Source organism: Bacillus sp. GMa5/1 (assembly GCF_050172015.1).
GTDB classification, from domain to species: domain Bacteria; phylum Bacillota; class Bacilli; order Bacillales; family Bacillaceae_G; genus Bacillus_A; species Bacillus_A cereus.
In genome coordinates this window covers 1-1,050 of record NZ_JBNLYC010000429.1, presented here as the reverse complement: position 1 = coordinate 1,050, position 1,050 = coordinate 1, and the positions used below count along the sequence as shown (strand labels likewise).

The following is a 1,050-nucleotide window of genomic DNA, read 5'->3' as shown; positions in this document are numbered from 1 at the left end:
TAAATCAAATTTTAACAATGGTTCACCACCATACATTGTAATTACTGGGAATTTTTTATGTCCTCTTTTTACCCTTTCCATATGCAATTGATAATACATATCTACTGCCTTTGTAGCTGTTTCAAAATCCATTCCCTCATCAGAATATCCCATTTCTTCTGGATATTTATCGTTATAAATACAGTATTCACAGCGTAAATTACATTTTTCAGTGAGTATTAATATTAGTTGTGATTGGTTACTATTTATTGCTAATTCCTTTGAATTAATAGATGAATTCGAATATTCTGTTTCTGGTAAATAAAACATCCCCATATTAATAAGATTGGACACATAATTATATATAGCATGGTAATCCTTATGAAAATCAGCAAATTTTTCTTTTGTTTTTTTTATTAGTGCTTTCTTTTCAAGCTGATGGTACTGTGAGATAATATATATTGTAGGGCTATCGGCAACAATTACCCTACCTGTATTACCATCTAGTACATATGAAAATTTGTCTGTTTTAAAGGGCATCATTGACAGTCTTTGTTTAGACATCTCTTATTCACTCCCAGTTAATAGCGGATTAAAATTTATAAAAAAACATTTAGAAGAAGAGGTATACTAAATGTTTTATTGGTATGCTGTTAAATATTTATTTTTAACCTAAAGTAAATGCTGTTCCGATAAGTGATCCGATACCTTCACTAATTAAGCAACTACCAATACAACCAATTACACAAGCAGCATTTCCTCCAATCTCTTCATCTACTTTTGTAATTAAGGCATTGTTCATAACTTCCATAATAAATTCCTCCTTATTTTTTCTTCTTTTTTACATTTATGTTGTGCTTATAGGAAATAAGCTGCAGCTGCAATCTCTGTTCCAACACCACCGCTAGCAAAACATATAGTACCACATGCTCCAACACATGCTACCCATCCTCCCACTTCTTCAGATTCTGAAATAACACTTACATTTTTTTTGTTTAAAACTTCCATTATAGATTCCTCCTTATTTTTAAGGTCCTCTTCTTCAAAAATGTTTTAAGCAAATTTATTAAA

Annotated in this window: 2 protein-coding genes and 1 pseudogene; all 3 read right to left on the bottom strand. The window is 30.4% G+C overall.

From position 1 onward, the window contains the following. Window positions 1-543, bottom strand: a pseudogene (locus ACQGSG_RS29185) (hypothetical protein); the annotation flags it as partial. 103 nt (window positions 544-646) lie between these two features. After that, the gene (locus tag ACQGSG_RS29180) at window positions 647-790 is read right to left on the bottom strand and encodes a hypothetical protein (RefSeq protein WP_176543679.1); all 144 of its coding nucleotides are present in this window, start codon (window positions 788-790) and stop codon (window positions 647-649) included. Window positions 791-837: 47 nt separating this feature from the next. Continuing rightward, a complete protein-coding gene (locus ACQGSG_RS29175) occupies window positions 838-987 on the bottom strand; it encodes a hypothetical protein (RefSeq protein WP_153600700.1) in 150 nt (49 codons plus the stop codon). Window positions 988-1,050: the final 63 nt, after the last annotated feature.

Bases quoted from the DNA above. Each gene is read 5' to 3' on its own strand.
- ACQGSG_RS29180 (WP_176543679.1), bottom strand. From the start codon at position 790: ATGGAAGTTATGAACAATGCCTTAATTACAAAAGTAGATGAAGAGATT.
- ACQGSG_RS29175 (WP_153600700.1), bottom strand. From the start codon at position 987: ATGGAAGTTTTAAACAAAAAAAATGTAAGTGTTATTTCAGAATCTGAA.